Annotated in this window: 15 protein-coding genes, 2 tRNA genes, 1 pseudogene and 1 riboswitch; of the genes and pseudogenes, 9 read left to right on the top strand and 9 right to left on the bottom strand. The window is 72.1% G+C overall.

Annotated features, from left to right (window positions below):
• From ACZ4MF_RS03895 to ACZ4MF_RS03880, 4 genes and pseudogenes are all read left to right on the top strand, one after another.
• Positions 1-261: pseudogene (locus tag ACZ4MF_RS03895) on the top strand (DEAD/DEAH box helicase); the annotation flags it as partial.
• Between the two features lie 116 nt (positions 262-377).
• Positions 378-1,892 (top strand): amino acid permease, encoded by a 1,515-nt coding sequence (locus ACZ4MF_RS03890; protein ID WP_467489540.1) that lies wholly within the window; start codon positions 378-380, stop codon positions 1,890-1,892.
• 99 nt (positions 1,893-1,991) lie between these two features.
• Positions 1,992-2,064 (top strand) — tRNA-Lys (locus tag ACZ4MF_RS03885).
• 158 nt (positions 2,065-2,222) lie between these two features.
• Entirely contained in the window at positions 2,223-3,347 is a 1,125-nt protein-coding gene (locus tag ACZ4MF_RS03880) for a PP2C family protein-serine/threonine phosphatase (protein WP_467489538.1), read from the top strand.
• A gap of 71 nt (positions 3,348-3,418) precedes the next feature.
• Here ACZ4MF_RS03880 and ACZ4MF_RS03875 read toward each other — a convergent pair whose 3' ends face one another.
• The 4 genes from ACZ4MF_RS03875 to ACZ4MF_RS03860 all read right to left on the bottom strand — a co-directional run bounded on the left by ACZ4MF_RS03875 (position 3,419) and on the right by ACZ4MF_RS03860 (position 6,615).
• Positions 3,419-4,075, bottom strand: coding sequence for a DUF2637 domain-containing protein (locus ACZ4MF_RS03875; RefSeq protein ID WP_467489536.1), 657 nt, complete (start codon positions 4,073-4,075; stop codon positions 3,419-3,421).
• A gap of 10 nt (positions 4,076-4,085) precedes the next feature.
• Positions 4,086-4,271 (bottom strand): hypothetical protein, encoded by a 186-nt coding sequence (locus tag ACZ4MF_RS03870; RefSeq protein ID WP_356029944.1) that lies wholly within the window; start codon positions 4,269-4,271, stop codon positions 4,086-4,088.
• 181 nt (positions 4,272-4,452) lie between these two features.
• Complete coding sequence (locus tag ACZ4MF_RS03865; RefSeq protein ID WP_467489534.1) at positions 4,453-5,031, bottom strand: TetR/AcrR family transcriptional regulator; 579 nt, start codon at positions 5,029-5,031, stop codon at positions 4,453-4,455.
• 879 nt (positions 5,032-5,910) lie between these two features.
• Positions 5,911-6,615: a TetR/AcrR family transcriptional regulator gene (locus ACZ4MF_RS03860; protein WP_467489532.1), complete on the bottom strand. Its 705-nt coding sequence runs from the start codon at positions 6,613-6,615 to the stop codon at positions 5,911-5,913.
• A 137-nt stretch (positions 6,616-6,752) separates the two neighbouring features.
• Here ACZ4MF_RS03860 and ACZ4MF_RS03855 point away from each other — a divergent pair, with 137 nt between their 5' ends.
• The gene (locus tag ACZ4MF_RS03855; RefSeq protein WP_467489530.1) at positions 6,753-7,373 is read left to right on the top strand and encodes an NADPH-dependent FMN reductase; all 621 of its coding nucleotides are present in this window, start codon (positions 6,753-6,755) and stop codon (positions 7,371-7,373) included.
• Positions 7,374-7,387: 14 nt separating this feature from the next.
• Positions 7,388-8,812 carry a DHA2 family efflux MFS transporter permease subunit gene (locus ACZ4MF_RS03850; protein WP_467489528.1) on the top strand — a complete coding sequence of 475 codons (1,425 nt, stop codon included), beginning with the start codon at positions 7,388-7,390 and terminating at the stop codon, positions 8,810-8,812.
• 22 nt (positions 8,813-8,834) lie between these two features.
• Here the strand turns inward: ACZ4MF_RS03850 and ACZ4MF_RS03845 are convergent, their stop codons facing one another.
• Positions 8,835-9,476: a GTP cyclohydrolase II gene (locus ACZ4MF_RS03845; RefSeq protein WP_467489526.1), complete on the bottom strand. Its 642-nt coding sequence runs from the start codon at positions 9,474-9,476 to the stop codon at positions 8,835-8,837.
• A 119-nt stretch (positions 9,477-9,595) separates the two neighbouring features.
• Positions 9,596-10,132, bottom strand: coding sequence for a MarR family winged helix-turn-helix transcriptional regulator (locus ACZ4MF_RS03840; RefSeq protein WP_467489524.1), 537 nt, complete (start codon positions 10,130-10,132; stop codon positions 9,596-9,598).
• A 97-nt stretch (positions 10,133-10,229) separates the two neighbouring features.
• On the opposite strand from ACZ4MF_RS03840, the gene ACZ4MF_RS03835 reads away from it, so the two are divergent.
• Complete coding sequence (locus tag ACZ4MF_RS03835) at positions 10,230-11,363, top strand: dihydrofolate reductase family protein (RefSeq protein ID WP_467489522.1); 1,134 nt, start codon at positions 10,230-10,232, stop codon at positions 11,361-11,363.
• Positions 11,364-11,437: 74 nt separating this feature from the next.
• Here ACZ4MF_RS03835 and ACZ4MF_RS03830 read toward each other — a convergent pair.
• A tRNA-Met gene (locus tag ACZ4MF_RS03830) sits at positions 11,438-11,511 on the bottom strand.
• Positions 11,512-11,838: 327 nt separating this feature from the next.
• A riboswitch (cyclic di-AMP (ydaO/yuaA leader) is annotated at positions 11,839-12,005 on the top strand.
• Positions 12,006-12,014: 9 nt separating this feature from the next.
• Between ACZ4MF_RS03830 and ACZ4MF_RS03825 the strand changes: the two genes are divergently transcribed.
• Both ACZ4MF_RS03825 and ACZ4MF_RS03820 read left to right on the top strand, forming a co-directional pair.
• Entirely contained in the window at positions 12,015-13,040 is a 1,026-nt protein-coding gene (locus ACZ4MF_RS03825) for a M23 family metallopeptidase (protein ID WP_467489520.1), read from the top strand.
• Between the two features lie 74 nt (positions 13,041-13,114).
• On the top strand, positions 13,115-14,059 hold the full coding sequence (locus ACZ4MF_RS03820; protein ID WP_467489518.1) for an aldo/keto reductase: 945 nt from the start codon (positions 13,115-13,117) through the stop codon (positions 14,057-14,059).
• Positions 14,060-14,099: 40 nt separating this feature from the next.
• Here ACZ4MF_RS03820 and ACZ4MF_RS03815 read toward each other — a convergent pair whose 3' ends face one another.
• Positions 14,100-15,434, bottom strand: coding sequence for a PrsW family intramembrane metalloprotease (locus tag ACZ4MF_RS03815; RefSeq protein ID WP_467489516.1), 1,335 nt, complete (start codon positions 15,432-15,434; stop codon positions 14,100-14,102).
• A gap of 69 nt (positions 15,435-15,503) precedes the next feature.
• Positions 15,504-16,331 (bottom strand): tRNA (guanosine(46)-N7)-methyltransferase TrmB, encoded by an 828-nt coding sequence (gene trmB / locus ACZ4MF_RS03810; RefSeq protein ID WP_467489514.1) that lies wholly within the window; start codon positions 16,329-16,331, stop codon positions 15,504-15,506.
• Positions 16,332-16,648 lie beyond the last annotated feature (317 nt).

The raw sequence follows: 16,648 nt of genomic DNA, 5'->3' as shown, positions 1-16,648 counted from the left end.
GACCGTGACCGGGGCTTCGACCGGGGCGGCGACCGTGGTGGCCGTTCCTTCGAGCGCCGTGACGACCGCGGCGGCTTCCGCCGGGACGAGCGCGGCGGGCACCGGGGCAGCGACCGTCCGTTCAACCGTGACCGTCGCGACGACCGTCCCGGCTTCCGCTCCGCCGGTCACGACCGCCCCTTCGGCCGCCGTGACGACCACCGCGGCACCGGCTCGTTCGGCCGCCGCGAGGACAAGCCCCGCTGGAAGCGCAACGGCTGACGCCGGGTGAGCCTGGCCGAGTGACCTGAGAAGGGCCCGTACGACACCGTCGTACGGGCCTTTTTTGGCCATAGCGTGACGCATGTCACCCGTCGGGTGGGGGAATTGCTGGGGGCATGACAGAAGACGCGAGAGCGAACGGGGCGCACGGCCTGTCGGACGAGGAACGACTGGCCCAGCTCGGCTACACCCAGGTCCTCGCCCGCCGGATGTCGGCGTTCTCGAACTACGCCGTGTCCTTCACGATCATCTCGGTGCTGTCCGGCTGTCTGACGCTCTATCTCTTCGGCATGACCACCGGCGGCCCGGCGGTGATCACCTGGGGCTGGGTGGCCGTCGGCCTGATGACCCTGTTCGTGGGCCTGTCGATGGCCGAGATCTGCTCGGCGTACCCGACCTCGGCCGGCCTCTACTTCTGGGCCCACCGCCTCGCGCCGCCCCGCTCGGCGGCGGCCTGGGCGTGGTTCACGGGCTGGTTCAACGTGCTGGGCCAGGTCGCGGTGACGGCCGGCATCGACTTCGGCGCGGCCTCCTTCCTCGGCGCGTACCTGAACCTCCAGTTCGGCTTCGGGGTGACCCCGGGCCGCACGGTCCTCCTCTTCGCCGCGATCCTCGTCCTGCACGGCCTGCTGAACACCTTCGGCGTGCGGATCGTCGCGTTCCTGAACGATGTGAGCGTGTGGTGGCACGTGCTCGGCGTGGCCGTCATCGTCGGCGCGCTGACCTTCGTCCCCGACCACCACCGGTCGGCGTCCTTCGTGTTCACGAAGTTCGTGAACGAGACCGGCTGGGGCAGCGGCCCGTACGTGGTCCTCCTCGGCCTCCTGATGGCCCAGTACACCTTCACCGGCTACGACGCCTCCGCGCACATGACGGAGGAGACCCACGACGCGTCCACGGCCGGCCCGAAGGGCATCGTCCGCTCCATCTGGACGTCCTGGATCGCCGGCTTCGTGCTCCTCCTCGGCTTCACCTTCGCGATCCAGTCCTACGACAAGGAGCTGGCCTCCCCGACCGGCGCGCCCCCGGCACAGATCCTCCTGGACGCCCTGGGAGCCACGACGGGCAAGCTCCTGCTCCTCGTCGTGATCGGCGCCCAGCTCTTCTGCGGAATGGCCTCGGTGACCGCCAACAGCCGCATGATCTACGCCTTTTCGCGCGACGGCGCGCTGCCGTTCTCGCACCTCTGGCACACGGTCGGCCCGCGCTCGCGCACCCCCGTCGCCGCCGTCTGGCTGGCCGCCCTGGCCGCTCTCGTCCTGGGCCTGCCCTATCTGATCAACTCGACGGCGTACGCGGCGGTCACGTCGATCGCGGTGATCGGCCTGTACATCGCGTACGTCATCCCGACCTTCCTGCGCGTCCGCAAGGGCGCCGCCTTCGAACGCGGGCCATGGCACCTGGGCCGCTGGTCGGGGGCGATCGGAGTCGTGTCGGTCCTCTGGGTCGTGGCGATCACGATCCTCTTCATGCTCCCGCAGGTCTCCCCGGTCACCTGGAAGACCTTCAACTACGCCCCCGTCGCCGTCCTGGTCGTCCTCGGCTTCGCCGCGGCCTGGTGGCTCGCCTCGGCCCGCCGCTGGTTCCTCACCCCGGACCGCGTTCCCGCCCCGCAGACGGCCGAAAAGTGACCATCCCGCCCCTTCCTCCCCCCGCGACGCGGCCGGTCCACCGATACCCGATCGGAGACACGGCCGCGTCCGGCTATGCTCGGACAGGCAACATCGCCTGGGCCCTTAGCTCAATTGGCAGAGCAGTGGACTTTTAATCCATTGGTTGTGGGTTCGAGTCCCACAGGGCCTACGGACGGCGGGCGGGGATCTCCCCCTTCGGCTCGCCACGCGGCGCCCGGACCGGCTTCGGCCGGTCCGGGCGCCGCGGTGTTTCCGGGGCGGGCGGCCGGATCCCGCGCGTGGGTGCTTCCGGTCGTCAGCTGCTGCGGCGCGGTGCAGTGTGGATACATGCATCTCCGGCAGGGCGGGGCCGCCGGGCGGCGGCCATGGCGGTCGAGCCATGCGCTGCTGGCGGTTCCGGTCACGATCATCGTGGTGATCACGACGGTGGACCAACTCGTCCCGGGGGACGTCCATCTGGGGCCGTTGCTGGTCATCGCCCCCGCGATCACCGCCTACTTCGCAGGCCCCTGGCTGACCGCGCTGGTCGGGCTGCTGACCGTGGCGGCGCAGGCGTACATCGGCTGGCACTTCGGCGTGCTGCTCACCCGCAACGTGCTGGTGCAGATCCTCGCCCTGGCGGTGCTGTCGGCCCTGGTCGTGGTCTTCTGCGTGCTGCGTGAGCGGCACCGCCGCCAGCTGGCCCGGGTGCGTACGGTCGCCGAGGCCACGCAGCACGTGCTGCTGTGGCCGCTGCCCGACCAGCTCGGCTGTGTGCGGGTCGCCGTGCTGTACATGGCGGCCGAGGACGAGGCCCAGATCGGCGGCGACCTGTACGCGGCCACCCCCGTCGACGGCGGCGTCCGGATCATGATCGGGGACGTGCGCGGCAAGGGCCTGCCGGCCATCGGCGAGGCCGCCCTGCTGATCGGAGCCTTCCGGGAGGCCGCCCACCAGCACGCCGGTCTGCCGGCGCTGGCCGCCGCGCTGGAACAGAGCGTGACCCGGAACCTGGCCCAGCTGGCGCCCACCGGGGAGAGCGGGGAGCAGTTCGCCACCGCGCTGCTGCTGGAGGTCCCCGACGACGACCGCGTCATCCGGATCATCAGCTGCGGGCATCCCCCACCGCTGCTGCTCGGTCCGGACGGCGCGGTCACGGTTCCCCTGCACCCGGCGCCCCCGCTGGGGATCGGCCGGCTGGCGCCGAGCACGTACACCGTCGACGTGCTCTCCTTCGAACCCGGCGACACGCTCCTGCTCTACACCGACGGCGTCATCGAGGCCCGGAACACCTCGGGTGCCTTCTATCCGCTGGCCGAGCGGGCCGTGCTGTGGGCCGGACAGAGCCCCGAGAAGCTGGTGCACTCGCTCCGGCGCGATCTGCTCGCGCACGTCGGCGGCCGCCTCGACGACGACGCGGCGGTCATCGCGCTGTGCCGCACACCCGGCCCGCACCACGGCCACCACCGGTAAGGCACCGGTAAGGCACCGGCAGGGCACCGGTGGGGCAGGTCCGGGTACGGCGGCCCTGCCCCACCCCCGTCTCACAGGCTGTCGTACGGTCCCTGCGGCTTGGTGCCGCGCCGGTCGTGCGCGGCGTGCCGGGGTCTGGTCACCTTGGACGAGACCTGGCCGACGATCTCCCAGAAACACACCAGTGCGGTGATCGGCGGAATTCCGAAGATGATCAGTGAAAGCAGTGAATGTGATGAATGGCTGACGCACAGGGCGACGGCCATCGCGGAGGCGCCCAGCAGAACGCACCAGGACCGCCGCGCGCTCCGATTCTGAACGGTGGCCCGCAGAATGGAAAGGGCCGCCACGAGCCACGGCCCGTACACCGTCAGCGGCCACCACCGTGCCAAGTGCATCGGCAATACGCCGGACGCGGTGGCGCGGAGCTGTGCATAGGAATAAGAAAAAGACCAGCCCAACATGCACACCGCGCACACCGAGATGGTCGCGATCAGGATCGTGACGTGTGCCCCGCGCTGGCTGTCGCGCATCCAGCGGGATTCCGCGTGGACCCGCCGCCGGTTGCGCCGGTGACTGGAGCGTCCGGCCGGCGGAGCCTCGTCGGGTGTGGCCGTGGTGGCCGCTCCCGACAGCATCTGGGCCAGCTCCTCGACCGGATCCCACTGCATCTCGATCGTGCTGAACTCGGCGTCACAGAAGATGTCTTCATTGTGAATCCTGTCCATCAGATAAGTCCTACAGCCCCACCATCGCCCGCGAGTAATCACTTTCCAACTGGCTGATCCTTCTCAGGAAATCATCGAGAAGATCTGAACAACCGTCGATGAGCCCGTCGAGGAACCCGTCACGGTCGCTGGAGTCCAGCTGGAGTGTGATGGTCCCGTGAAGGTTGCCGGCCGCATGCCTTTCGGTGCGTGTCACGACCGCCTAACGAGCCCCTCGTGAGGCGCGGGTGTCGGGCATTCGGGTATTTCTGTAACTCGAAAGTGTGCCCTGCGGGCCTAATGAAGCAATTGGCGAAAATGTGAGTGGGCAGGAAATTGCATTCCGTGAATATAGCGGGAATGCCCCGCTTCTGGCCTAGTCCGCCCTCTCTTCTGGCCTAGTCCGAGATGACGATCCGTTCGACGGCGGCGGCCACCAGCTCGTCCCGTTCCGTCTCCGACAGGACGTCCGGCAGGGTGAGCTGTTCGACGATCAGCCAGTTCAGCGAGAGATAGAGCAGTTTTACGGCCGTGGCGTCGCCGGGCAGGCCGGAGGACTCGTGGTAAGCGACGTTGGCGGCGAGGTCGGCGCGCACGCGCTCGGTGAGCACCGCGCGCAGTTCGGGGCGGCGGGTGGCCTCCAGGCGGAGTTCCAGCAGCGCGAGGTAGCCGGTGCGGAAGGAGGCGATCCGGCCGACGAGTTCGCGCATCAGCAGCGCGTACGTGTCCCGGTCGCGGCCGGCCCTGCGCTGGCGGTCGATCGTCGCCTCGTCGGGCTGGAGCCGCTCGTAGACGCGGGCGCCGGCCTGGGTGAGCAGGTCGTCCCGGCTGCCGAAGTAGTTGGACGCCGTGCCGGTGGGCACGGCCGCCTCGGCGTCGACCGCACGGAAGGTCAGCCCCCGCGCGCCCTCCCGGGCCAGCACCTCGATCGCGGCATCGACGAGCGCGGCCCGCCGCTGGTCATTGCGTCTCACCATGAAATCAGGCTCCCGTGTGGGGTACGTCCGTACCGGGTCGGCTTACCACTTCAGGGAGAGTACTGCGTATGGAGTTGTACGGCACGGAGACCGGGGCGGGCCGGGGCCGGGGCCGGTGCGGGTGCAGGCAGGTGCAGGTGCGGGTGAGACGGCCGGGCGGTCGTGTCCCCGCTCCCGCGTGGGCCCACCCGGTTCCGCGGGGCGTACGCGGCTCCGCTGCCGGAGACCGACCTGGCCGCCTTCCGGTGAGCCTGTCACGCGGCAGCACGCGCGGCCGCGCGGGTCGTCAGCGCGATGGATGTCCGCCCGTGCGCGCCTGCCGACGCGGTGGGCATCGGCCCGAAGGCGGCCGTCGGCGGCGTCGTCATCGTTCACCGTCCTCTCCCGGCCGTCGCCTTCGGTGGGGCGGTGCTCGAACCGGGGGGGGCGTCCGGGCGTTCAGGGAGCCGCCCGCGGCCGGGTCCTTCGCCGAGGCAGGTGCCGGGTCGTACGCGACTGGCGCGGGGCCCGAGGGCGGCCGTCGGCGCTGCCGCCGCCATGGCACTGGCGCTGCGGCCGATATGCCTCCCGCGCTGCCGTCGGCATTGCCCCGGCAGCGTCGTCATCGTTCGCCATCCCCCGACCATCCCCCGGCCGTCGCCCCCGGCCGGCCCCCTCCCAGCCGTCGCCTTCAGTGGGCCGGTCTTCGAACCAGGTTCGCCCGTCCCGGAGTTCAGGGTGCCGCCCATAAGGGTGGCCGTTCGCCGTGGCCGGGTTCCGGTTGCTGGAGTGGGGGGAGGCGGGGACGCCGATCGCCCGTGTGGGTCCGGGCGCGTTGGGGGAGGCCGAGCCGGCGCGGAGCCGGGACCGGCGGCGGAGGGGGCTCGGGCGGGCTGACGTTCAGCCGGTGGGGCCGGCCCCGGCCCGGCCGTAGGCCCGCAGGAAGGCCGCGACCCCGCCGCCGATCAGGCGGTCGGTCTCGGCCGGCGGCAGGGGCAGGACGCCGTAGTGGCTGAGCTGGGTGATCGTGTGCGTCGTCAGGGCCATGAAGTGGGCGGCGGACATGGCCGGGTCGCCGTGCAGGTCGAGCAGGCCGGCCCCGGCGAGGTGGGTCATCGCCGCGGCGACGGCCCGGCCGACCGGTTCCGGTCCCTCCTCGTGCCAGGCCGTCAGGACCTCCGGCGGTACGTGGTCGGCCTCGGCGTGGATGTGCCGGACGAGGGCGAAGTGGTTCGGGTGCTCGGTCATGAGGCCGACGAACGCGCGGGCCAGGGCGACCAGATCACGCTCCAGGTCCTCGGCGTGCGGGGGCCGCGCCGGGTCCAGCACCTCGCGCAGCCGGGCCAGTTGGGCGTCGCGGACCTCGCCCGACGTCCAGGTCACCACGGTCTGGAACAGCTGTGCCTTGCCGCCGGGGAAGTGGTTGTAGAGCGTGCGCGTGGAGACGCCGGCCTCGGCGGCGAGCGCGTCGACCGAGGCGCGCGCGTAACCCTCGCGCCCGAAGACCGTGCAGGACGCGCTCGCGATGGCGATCTGCTTCTCCAGTTTGCGCGGGGAGACCTCGCGCCGTGCCCGTTCCAGCCTGGACTTGTTCGTTTCGCTCACGCCCGCCTCCTTCTGTGACCGTCACTCTAGCCGAATGACAACGTCCGTTGTAATTATTACAACGATCGTTGTACCTTGCTGGAGCGGAAGGCCGCAACGGGCGGCCCACCGCCGGAAGATGGGGGACATCTGTGTCTGTGAGCAGCAACGAAGCCGTATCCCCGGCCCCTGACGCACCGCTGCGCGTCGCCGTCGTCGTCGGCAGCGTCCGCGAGGGACGGGTGGGCCGGGCCGTCGCCGACTGGTTCCTCGGCGCCGCCGCCGGTGACGCCGGCCTCGACCTCGACGTCATCGACCTCGCCGAGGTGGACCTGCCGCTCGTGCTGCCCGGCTGGGGCGGCGGGCCGGGCCCGGAGACCGCCGCCGTACTGGGCGGCATCTCGCCGCGGCTCGCCGCCGCCGACGCGTTCGTCGTCGTCACGCCCGAGTACAACCACAGCTTCCCGGCGTCCCTGAAGAACTTCGTCGACTGGCACTACACCCAGTGGCAGGCCAAGCCGGTCGGCTTCGTGTCGTACGGCGGTCTCGGCGGCGGGCTGCGCGCGGTCGAGCAACTCCGGCTGGTCTTCGCCGAGTTGCACGCCATGACCGTGCGCGACTCGGTCAGTCTGCACGGGCCCTGGTCCGGTCTCACCGAGGACGGCACCCCGCGCGACGCCGACGTCTGCGCCGGTGCCGCCAAGGGCATGCTCGGTCAACTCGCCTGGTGGGGACGGGCGTTGCGGGCCGCGCGCGCCGAGCGTCCCTACGCGGGCTGAGGGCGGGGACGGTGATGAGCAGCAGCAGTACCCGGTCCGTCGCGGCACCGCCGTACCGTCCGGCACCCGATCCGGCCACCGCCCTGCGCCGCACGCTCACCGTCACCGTCATCGGCTCGGTGATGTCCGTGCTCGACGTGACGATCGTGAACGTCGCGATGCGCTCGCTCTCGGAGTCCTTCGGCGCCCCGCTGGAGACCGTCCAGTGGACCGCCACCGCCTACGCGCTCGCGCTCGCCGCCGTCGTCCCGGTCGCCGCCTGGGCGATGGCCCGGATCGGCGCCCGGCGTACGTACACGACCGCGCTCGTCCTGTTCACCCTCGGCTCCCTGCTCGCCGCCTGCGCCTGGGACGCGGGCAGCCTCATCGCCTTCCGTGTGGTGCAGGGGCTGGGCGGCGGGCTGCTCCAGCCGGTCGCGATGACGATGGTGCTGAGGGTCGCCGACCGGCGCCGGCTCGGCCGCGCGATGGCTGTCGGCGGACTGCCCGTCCTGGTCGGGCCGGTCGTCGGCCCGATGCTGGGCGGCTGGCTGGTCGACGCGGCGTCCTGGCACTGGATCTTCCTGGTGAACCTGCCCGTGGGCCTCGTCGCCCTGGCCCTCGCGCTGCAGCTGCTGCCGCGCGACGAACCGGACGCGGCGACGCGTGCCGCCGCCCGCCTGGACGTCCCCGGCCTGCTGATGCTCTCGCCGGGTCTCGCCCTGCTGCTCTACGGCCTGGCCCGGGGCGGCGAGCGCGGCGACTTCACCGCCCCCGGCGTCCTGCTGCCCGCCCTCGCCGGTGCCGCCCTGACGGGCGCCTTCGTCCGCCGGGCACTGACGATCAGCGCACCTCTTCTGGACCTACGGCTGCTGCGCGACCGCACCTTCGCCGCGGGCATCGCCACACTCGCCCTGTTCACCTGCGGCTACTTCGGCTCGGCGCTGCTCGGCCCGCTGTACTGGCAGCAGGAGCGGGGCCTGAGCGCGACGGCGGCCGGGCTGCTGGGCGCCCCGACCGGGCTTGTCGTCGGTACGGCGATGCAGCTCGCGGCGCGGTGGGTCGACCGGGCCTCGCCGCGCCGGCTCGTCCCGGCCGGCATCGCGCTCGCCGCCCTCGGGATGGCGCTGCTGGCCTGGCAGGCGGGCGTGCCGGAAGTCGCGACCTGGCGGTTCGTCGCCTCGGCCATGGTGCTGGGTGCCGGCATCGGCATGGTGCTGATGCCGACGACGGCGACCGCGAGCCGAGACCTGCCCGTGGACCGGATGCCCGCGGCGAGCACCGCGCTCAGCATCAACTCCCAGCTCGGGGCGTCGGTGGGCACGGCGGTGCTGTCGGTGGTGCTCGGCGCGGCGGGCCAGGATCCGGCGGGCTTCCGGATCGCCTACGCGGTGGCGGCGGGCCTGCTGGCCCTCTCCGCCCTGCCGGCCCTGCGCCTCCCCGGCCGCCGCCGGGCGTGAGACCGGCCCGCGGTCCGCTCCGTCAGCCCGCGGTCCGCTCCGTCAGCTCGGCCAGCGGCAGCGTGTGCTGGGTCTGGAGGACCTTCGCGCGCAGGTAGCGGACGTTGTGGGGCGTGGTGAAGACGCCGGTCGGCACCCGGTCCCGGACGACGACGCCCAGCGACCTCAACTGCTCGGCCTTGTCGGGGTTGTTGGACAGCAGGTCCAGTTCGCCGATGCCGAGGGCGGCGAGCATCTGTGCGGCGGCGGTGTAGTCGCGGGCGTCCTCCGGCAGGCCGAGCGCGGCGTTCGCCTCGTAGGTGTCGAGGCCCTGGTCCTGGAGGGCGTAGGCGTCGAGCTTGTTGTAGAGGCCGATGCCGCGGCCCTCCTGGCGCAGATAGAGCAGCACACCGCCCCGGTCGGCGATGCGCTCGACCGCCTCGCGCAACTGGGGGCCGCAGTCGCAGCGGGCCGAGCCGAAGACGTCGCCGGTGAGGCACTCGGAGTGCAGCCGCACCAGCGGTACGGAGCCCGGGGCCGGGTCGCCGAGGACGGCGGCGACGTGCTCCTGGCCATCGGCCAGGCCGTGGAAGGTGACGAGTTCGGCGTCGACGCTGTAGCCGTCGTGGAAGCGCAGCGGAACCCGGACGCGGGCGCGCGGCGTGGCGGCGGGGGTGTCGGGCATGCGGGTCCCTCCGGAGGCGGCTGCTTCAGATTTGAAGCAGTGATGCACAGGGGACCCTACCGCATGCTTAAAAGTTAAAGCAATTGAATTCGGGAGCGACTCACAGCGACTCCAGCGATTCACGAGGAGGCGGACGGCGGCTGGGACGACGAACACGACGACCGGCGCCGCCACGGCACATCCCCCGTCCCGGCCTCGGCGTCCTCGTCCTGCAGTCCCCGCGCGACGCTCGTGAAGATCTCCTCCAGCTGTCCCACCTGCGCGGGCGTCAGCCGGTCGAAGAGGGTGCTGCGCACGGTCTCGACGTGCCCGGGCGCCGCGCGCTCCAGCGCGGCCATCCCCTCGTCCGTCAGGACGGCGATGCTGCTGCGCCTGTCCCAGCGGCAGTCCTCCCGGCGCACCAGCCCGTCCCGCTCCAGCCGGGTCACCGCGTACGTCAGCCTGCTGCGCGTGATCTTCACCGTCTCGGCGAGATCGGTCATGCGCAGCCGCCGCTCGGGCGCCTCGGAGAGGTTGGCCAGCACCGAGTAGAAAAGGTGGGGCATGCCGGCGTCCTGCTGGAGCTGCCGATCCATCGCGTCCTCCAGGAGGTGGGTCGCGGCCATGTACGCGCGCCAGGCGCGCTGCTCCTCGGGGCTGAGCCAGCGGGTCGTCATGCGGCCAGTGTAGGTTTGTTTCAAACTTGAACCAAGATTGCGGCTTCGCGGACCCGGACTCCGCAGACCTCGCAGACCCGCAGGGAGAGTGCGCCCGATGTCGTACCCGTATGTGCTGCTGTCCGCCGCCGTCTCGCTCGACGGCTACCTGGACGACACCGGCCCTGAGCGCCTTCTGCTGTCCGGCCCGGCCGACTTCGACCGGGTCGACGAGGTGCGGGCCGCGTCCGACGCCATCCTCGTCGGCGCCGGCACGATCCGCGCGGACAACCCGCGGCTGCTGGTCAACTCGGCCGAGCGCCGCGCGGCCCGGGTCGCGGAGGGCAAGCCCGCATACCCCCTCAAGGTGACCGTCACCGCCTCCGGCGACCTCGATCCGGCCGCGAAGTTCTGGCACACCGGCGGCGCGAAGGTCGTCTACACGACCGACGCCGGCGCCGAGCGCGCCGCACGCCTCCTCGGCGACAGTGCCGAGGTCGTCCCGCTCGGCCCCGGCCTCGACTGGCCGGCGCTCCTGGAGCACCTGTACGTCGTGCACGGTGTGCGGCGCCTGATGGTCGAGGGCGGCGGCACGGTCCACACCCAGCTCCTCCAGCAGGGCCTCGCCGACGAACTCCAGCTGGTCCTCGCCCCGCTCCTCGTCGGCGACCCGGCCGCCCCGCGCCTGTTCGGCCCGGGCGGGTACCAGGCCGGCCGCCTCCGCCTCACCGAGACCCGCCGGATCGAGGACGTCGTCCTCATGCGTTACGAGCCCACCGCCCCCGGCACCGGAGCCGCCCCGGTCGCCGCCGACCGCCACTGGCTGCGCATCGCCTGCGAACTCGCCGCGCTGTGCCCGCCCTCGGAAACGGCGTTCAGCGTCGGCGCGGTGGTCGTCGCGGCCGACGGCACGGAGCTGGCGCGCGGCCACTCGCGCGAGGGGGGCGACCCGGTGGTCCACGCGGAGGAGGCGGCGCTGGCCAAGATCGACCCGGCCGACCCGCGGCTGGCCGCCGCCACGGTCTACAGCAGCCTGGAGCCGTGCGCCCGCCGCGCGTCCCGTCCCGCGCCGTGCGCCGAGCTGATCCTGCGGGCGGGAGTGCGCAGGGTGGTGACGGCGTGGCGCGAGCCGGACACGTTCGTGGAGGCGGCCGACGGGAGCGGGGTTCTGGCGCAGGCAGGGGCCGAGGTGGTCGTACTGCCGGAGTACGAGGCGCGGGCCAAGGCGCCGAACGGGCATCTGGTGCGGTGAGCCGCCGCGCCCGTTCGGGGGCGCGAAACACTCAGGGCCCGGAATCCAGTGGATTCCGGGCCCTGAGTCTTCAGTAGCGGGGACAGGATTTGAACCTGCGACCTCTGGGTTATGAGCCCAGCGAGCTACCGAGCTGCTCCACCCCGCGTCGTTGTGTCTCAAGAGTACCCCATGCGAAGGGGTGCTCGCACACCGCTTGATCGCAAGGCCCGCCGCGCGGTGATTCCGGGCCCACCGTCACGACCTGTTCACCGACGGTGACCGCGCGACCGCCGTCCGCATAACATCTGAGACACCATCAAAAACGCCGAGACTCTTGAACGGTGGCCAACTCGTCCGGTTTGCTGCGGTATTGACTGGTGCATCCGGCCGGAAAGCGTTAACGATCAAGCCGAACGGCTTGGAAAGTGCCTCGCGGGTCTATTAACGTTCGATAACGCAGCGCGGTCGTCCCAGCCGTCACAAGAGGCGGCTCCGTGCGCACGCGCCGAATCCCGCGAGGGAACCGGGGAACCACCACCTTGGGGTGAATCACGCGGACGCCGACGTGAACTCACTGAGTCCACGCCCGGTATACGCGCGTAGGAGACCTTCCTGCTCCGAACCCGTCAGCTAACCCGGTAGGCGACGGAAGGAAAGGAGTACGCCCGCGTGGCGTCCAACCGGCTTGCCCCCGAAGCCCCGTCCATACCGGCGTCCGACGAGCCCGAACCCTTCGGCTACGGCTCCTACCACGCCGAAGAGGGCACGTGGGAGGAGTGGAACCCCACCGAGGACTCCGTCGACCGGGTCCGCGGCCGGCACCGGGTCGCCAAGCAGCGCAACGGCTTCGCCCGCAGCTCCACCGTCCTCGGCGTCGGCGTCGTCGCCGCCGTCGGCGCGGGCGGCATGGCCAGCGCCCACACCGGCAAGCCGCCGGTCTCCATCTCCCTGCCGGACTCCGTGAGCCACCTCTTCGAGGGCGGCTCCACCGAGGCACCGAAGTCCACCACCGCCACCGGGCTCTCCGACGTCGGCATGCACACCGAGAGCGGCAGCAACGGCGACGCCGGCGAGGCCCTGCGCAACCGGATCATGGCCCAGGCCGAGCAGCAGCGGAGCAAGGCCGACAGCCGGGCCACCGCCGCCAGGCTCGCCGCCGCCGAGCAGCAGACCGCCGACGCGGCCGCCAAGGCCGAGAAGGACGCCGCCGCCAAGGCAACGGCCGCCAAGGCCACGGCGGAGGCCGACGCCGCGAAGGCCGCCGAGGCCAAGCGCCTGGCCGAGCTGGCCACGCAGTACACGCTGCCCGTCGTGTCGTACACGATCACCGGCACCTTCGGTCAGCCCGGCGCGATGTGGTCCTCGGGCTACCACACCGGTCTCGACTTCGCGGCCCCCACCGGCACCCTCATCAAGGCGGTCCACGGCGGCACCGTCACCCAGGCCGGCTGGGCCGGTGCCTACGGCTACCGCACCGTCCTGACCCTGGACGACGGCACCGAGCTGTGGTTCTGCCACCAGTCCTCGATCGGCGTCTCGGTCGGCCAGAAGGTCTCGACCGGCGACGTCATCGGCCGGGTCGGCGCCACCGGCAACGTCACCGGCCCGCACCTGCACCTGGAGGTCCACCCGAACGGCCAGGCCACCGCCATCGACCCGGCGCCGTGGCTGCGGGACAAGGGCCTCAACCCCTGACCCGGCCGACCTTCCGGGTGATCGTGGCGCCGGTGGCGGAATGAGATCATCTGCCGCCGGCGTTGACGTGGAGCATGACTTCCTTGCGCACACTCGGCAGTTCGGATCTCCAGGTCTTCCCCCTCTCCCTCGGCGGCAACGTCTTCGGCTGGACCGCCGACGAGGAGACCTCCTTCGCCGTCCTCGACGCCTACGCGGCGGCCGGCGGCAACTTCATCGACACCGCCGACGCCTACACCGCCTGGATCGAGGGCAACAAGGGCGGTGAGTCGGAGACGATCATCGGCAAGTGGGTCAAGGCCCGCGGCAACCGCTCCGACGTCGTCATCGCCACCAAGGTCAGCCAGCACCCCGAGTACCAGGGCCTGTCCGCCGCCAACATCAAGGCCGCCGCCGACGCCTCCCTGCGCCGCCTGGACACCGACTACATCGACCTCTACTACACCCACTTCGACAGGCCCGAGGTCCCGGTCGAGGAGATCATCGGCGCCCTCGACGAGCTGGTGAAGGCGGGCAAGGTCCGGCACATCGCCGCCTCCAACATCAGCGCCGAGCGCCTGCAGGAGTCCCTCGACTTCTCCGCGCGCGAGGGCCTGGCCCGCTACGTCGCCCTCCAGCCGCACTACAACCTGGTCTCCCGCGACACCTACGAGGGCGGGCTGCAGGAGGTGGCCGCCAAGGAGAACCTGGCCGCGGTGCCGTACTTCGCGCTCGCCTCGGGCTTCCTCACCGGCAAGTACCGCCCCGGCACCACGGTCGACAGCGCCCGCGCCGGCCGGGTGCAGGAGTACGCGGACTCCGAGCGCGGCCAGCAGGTCCTCGCCGCCCTGGACGAGGTCGCCGCCGCCCACGAGGCCCCGCTCGCCACGGTCGCCCTGGCCTGGCTCGCGGCCCAGCCGACGGTCACGGCCCCGATCGCCTCGGCCCGCACGGTCGACCAGCTCCCCGCACTGCTGGGAGTGGCGGACCTGAAGCTCACGGACGAGGAACTGACGAAGCTGACGGCGGCGTCGGCCTGATCCCTCCCGGCGGCGCCGGGCCCCGCGCGAGCCCGACGGCCTACGACTGGTACGGGTTGTACGCGGGGTACGGCGCCGCCGGGTAGCCGTACCCGTACCCGTACGCGTACCCGTTCTGCGGATGCGGGGGAGCCCAGCGCGCCGGAGCCGGGGCGGTGGCCCGGGCGGCGTACTCCAGGGCCGGCCGCGCCGCGTCCCTGCGCCGCCAGAGCGCGTCCAGCAGCTCCCCCTCCCGTACGACGAAGTCGGCCCCGGCCCGCCCCGTGCGCCCGCGGTGCCGCAGCAGCGCGAGCGCCGTGGCGTACTCCTCGTAGCGCGCCACCTCCCGCGCCGCCGGCCTCCCGCCGTGGTGCCGGGCGTAGTCGCGTGCTGCGCGCCGCGCCCGCATCGATCCCAGCGCGTCCGGCACGGCCGGCCCCAGCCACCCGGCCAGCACGTACACGGGCAGCTCCGCGCGCACGGTCCGCAGCTCACGCTGCCGCGTCCAGATCGCCAGCCAGGTCAGCAGCCCGAACACGGGCACCATGAAGCAGCCGTAGACGGCGAAGAACCCGAACTCGCCGAAGGTCGAGGAGCCGTTCCAGAAGGCGTGCATGCTCATCGCGAGCAGCAGCCCGCAGACCGGCAGCAGCACCCTCCGCGCCCGCTGCCGTGGCGCGGAGAACGCGGAGAGGCCGAAGCCGAGGCCGGTCATGGTGGTGAACAGGGGGTGCGCGAACGGCGACATCACGATGCGCACGAAGAAGGTGGCGGCGGTGACGGAGGCGATGCCGCTGTCGCCGGAGAGCTGGTCGGCCCCGAAGGCCGTGCCGAGGTAGAGGATGTTCTCGGTGAACGCGAAGCCGGTGGCGGTGATCCCGGCTATCACCATCCCGTCCACGATCCCGGTGAAGTCGCGCCGGCGGAAGAGGAAGACCAGCAGGACGGCCGCGGCCTTGGCGGACTCCTCGACGATCGGCGCTATCACGGTGGCGCCGAGGGTGTCGGCGCCGGCCGGATCGGCGGTGGCGGTGGCTATCCACCTGGTCGCGAAGCTGTTGGCGACGATGGCTATGAGCGCCGCCGCGCAGGCGCCCCAGGCGAACGCGAAGACGAGGTTCCGCCGGGGGCCCGGCGCCACCCGGTCCAGCCAGCGGAAGGCGGCGGTCAGCCAGGGCACGGGCAGCACGGCCAGCCCGAGGCCGACGAGGAACCCCTCGGTACCGGTCTGCCGGCGCACGAGCGCGAGGATCACCAGCCCGGACAGCGCCAGCAGCGTGATCAGCGCCCCGTACCGCACCGATGCGCGCTGCCACCAGTGCGGATGGCGCAGCACGGGACCGCCGGGGGCGGGCGGATACGCGGGATACGGGGGACTGGTCGGACTGATGGCCACGGCATCGACCCTAACGGTGGCGGGACGAGGGGCTGGAGCGGATTACCGGACCGGGAAGGCCCGGCTCGGTCACGCGCTCTTGTGCGGTACGCGCCGGAACAGCAGGTCGTTCACCACATGACCCTTGTCCAGTCCCTGCCCCTCGAAACGGGTCAGCGGCCGGAACGCGGGGCGCGGTGCGAAACCGCCGTCCGCCTGCGTGTTCTCGAAGTCCGGGTGTGCGGTGAGGACGTCGAGCATCTGCTCGGCGTACGGCTCCCAGTCGGTCGCGCAGTGCACGAGCGCGCCGGGGCGCAGCCTCGTCGCGGCGAGGGTGAGGAACTCGGGCTGGATGAGCCGCCGCTTGTGGTGCCGCTTCTTCGGCCAGGGGTCCGGGAAGTAGACGCGCAGCCCGTCGAGCGCGTCGGGCGTGAGCATCTCGCGGAGCAGGATGATCGCGTCGCCGTTGGCCACCCGGACGTTGGTCATGCCGCCCTGGTCGGCGAGGTTCAGCAGATTGCCCTGCCCCGGGGTGTGCACGTCGACGGCGAGGATGTTGGTGTCCGGGTCCCCGGCGGCCATCTGCGCGGTGGCCTCGCCCATGCCGAAGCCGATCTCCAGCACGACGGGCCGGTCGTTCCCGAACAGCTCGCCGAGGTCGATGACCTGTTGCCCGTCGATGTCGAGCCCCCACACGGGCCACAGCCGCTGGAGCGCGTCGGCCTGCCCGGCCGTCACCCGGCTGCGCCGCGGCTGAAAGCTCCGGATCCGCCGCTCGAAGTGCGACCCGGCGGGATCGGCCTTGGGCCCGTCGGGAAACCGCGGCTCGCCCTTGGCCCGGGTGTGCCGGATGGACGCACCGGATGCGTGGGGGTCGGCCGGAGCGGGGGCGTCGGGGGTGTTCAGCGAGTCAGACACAGTAAGACCGATTTTACGGCGCCCCGCAGCCACCCTCGGCTCCCGCCGGGGCTCCCCGCTCGGCCGCCCGGCACGCCCCCGGTCGCCGGGGCCCGGCGCACCGGCTGCCCGCTGAGCCCCGGATCCGAGGAGCCCGCCGGGTGTTCCGCCCTGTAGCTCGGCCCGGCGGCGCGCCCTCAGCCGACCGAGGCGATCATGTCCGGCACGCGGCGTCCCACTTCCCGGCCGATGGGCAGGGAGGCGGGTGGCCGCGGGGGAGGGTGCGTTCGGTGTGTGCGTGGCTCTCGTGTTTCCCGGTTGAGGTGGCCGTCTGGGGG

The organism is Streptomyces sp. NPDC025793 (genome assembly GCF_055558375.1).
This window is presented reverse-complemented; position numbering and strand designations above follow the sequence as displayed.

What these genes read in the sequence shown, in the direction of transcription:
- ACZ4MF_RS03875 (WP_467489536.1), bottom strand. Translation starts at nt 4,075, where the DNA reads ATGGACAGGATTCACAATGAAGACATCTTCTGTGACGCCGAGTTCAGC.
- ACZ4MF_RS03820 (WP_467489518.1), top strand. Translation starts at nt 13,115, where the DNA reads ATGACTTCCTTGCGCACACTCGGCAGTTCGGATCTCCAGGTCTTCCCC.
- ACZ4MF_RS03850 (WP_467489528.1), top strand. Translation starts at nt 7,388, where the DNA reads ATGAGCAGCAGCAGTACCCGGTCCGTCGCGGCACCGCCGTACCGTCCG.
- ACZ4MF_RS03845 (WP_467489526.1), bottom strand. Translation starts at nt 9,476, where the DNA reads ATGCCCGACACCCCCGCCGCCACGCCGCGCGCCCGCGTCCGGGTTCCG.
- ACZ4MF_RS03890 (WP_467489540.1), top strand. Translation starts at nt 378, where the DNA reads ATGACAGAAGACGCGAGAGCGAACGGGGCGCACGGCCTGTCGGACGAG.
- ACZ4MF_RS03835 (WP_467489522.1), top strand. Translation starts at nt 10,230, where the DNA reads ATGTCGTACCCGTATGTGCTGCTGTCCGCCGCCGTCTCGCTCGACGGC.
- ACZ4MF_RS03865 (WP_467489534.1), bottom strand. Translation starts at nt 5,031, where the DNA reads ATGGTGAGACGCAATGACCAGCGGCGGGCCGCGCTCGTCGATGCCGCG.
- ACZ4MF_RS03880 (WP_467489538.1), top strand. Translation starts at nt 2,223, where the DNA reads ATGCATCTCCGGCAGGGCGGGGCCGCCGGGCGGCGGCCATGGCGGTCG.
- ACZ4MF_RS03840 (WP_467489524.1), bottom strand. Translation starts at nt 10,132, where the DNA reads ATGACGACCCGCTGGCTCAGCCCCGAGGAGCAGCGCGCCTGGCGCGCG.